This is a genomic window from Aeromicrobium sp. PFPM2_SD2 (assembly GCF_057364525.1).
The window spans coordinates 1-1,258 of sequence record NZ_JBNFNZ010000587.1 but is presented as its reverse complement, the minus strand read 5'-3'; the positions used below and the strand labels follow the sequence as shown (position 1 = coordinate 1,258).

Below are 1,258 nucleotides of genomic sequence, written 5' to 3'. Positions count from 1 at the left end.
CGTCGCCGGCCCCAGCTCGCCGCGCAGGCGCCCCGAGATCGACTGGGCCGACGTGCCCGCCGCGCCGGAGGACCTCGTGGTCGTTCGTCGCGCCCGGTGAGCTCGGCCCGTACGGCTCGGCCCGCACCCGCTTCGAGGTGGAGGTCCACGACGAGCTGTCGGCCGCGGGCGTCCTGGAGCTGGCGTGGACGACCGGGCTGGTGCGCTACGAGGCGCCGGGCGGCTGGTACGACGTCGCCTCCGGCGAGCCGGTCGACGAGGCCGACATCTTCGAGCGCTACCACGACGCCGTCGTCGAGGCCTGCGGCATCCGTCGCTACGTCGACGAGGGCCCGATGGTCGACAACACCGCGCCGCTGCTGACGAGCGGCTACCTCGAGCAGGACCTGACGTTCACCGTCTCCAGCGAGGCCGAGGCCCGTGCGCTGGCGTCGGCCGACCCCGAGCGCACGCGCGTCGTCCCGACCGCGGACGGCGAGTGGAGCGTCACCCGCCTGGCCGGCACCCAGGTGCGCGTGCCGCGGCGGATGTCGCTGAGCCGCACCGTCGGCGGCCAGGTCCCGACCGGGTTCGACCCGGCCGCGTGGGGCCTGCCGGCCGAGATGGTCGAGTCGATCGACCGGGTCGCGGCCTGGAACCTAGTCTGCACGGTGGACGCGTTCCTGAGCAGCGGCTTCACCCCGGCCGAGCTCATGCGCTGGGTCCACCCGTCGCGGGTGGCCAACACCCAGGGCACCGGCATGGGCGGCATGCAGTCGATGCAGTCGCTCTACATCGACACCCTGCTGGGCGAGGCGAAGCAGAACGACATCCTGCAGGAGGCGCTGCCCAACGTCATCGCCGCGCACGTCGTCCAGGCGTACGTCGGCTCGTACGGCGCGATGATCCACCCGGTCGCCGCCTGCGCCACCACCGCGGTGTCGCTGGAGGAGGGCGTGGACAAGATCCGCGTCGGCAAGGCGGACGTCGTGGTGGCCGGTGGCTTCGACGACCTGAGCGTCGAGGGCATCGTCGGCTTCGCCGACATGAGCGCGACGGCCGACTCCGCGGCCATGGCGGCCAAGGGACTGGACCCGCGCTACTTCTCGCGGGCCAACGACCGTCGTCACGGCGGCTTCGTGGAGTCGCAGGGCGGCGGCACGATCCTGCTGGCCCGCGGCGACGTGGCCGCGGCGATGGGCCTGCCGGTCCTGGCCGTGGTCGCCTACGCCGGCTCGTTCGCCGACGGCGTCCACACGTCCATCCCGGCCCCCGGCCT

At 73.7% G+C, this 1,258-nt stretch carries 1 protein-coding gene; it reads left to right on the top strand.

From position 1 onward, the window contains the following. Positions 1–137: 137 nt before the first annotated feature. Positions 138–1,258, top strand: a 1,121-nt coding sequence (locus AC2W7G_RS16605) for a beta-ketoacyl synthase N-terminal-like domain-containing protein (protein ID WP_485869410.1), incomplete at its 3' end; no start/stop codon positions are given.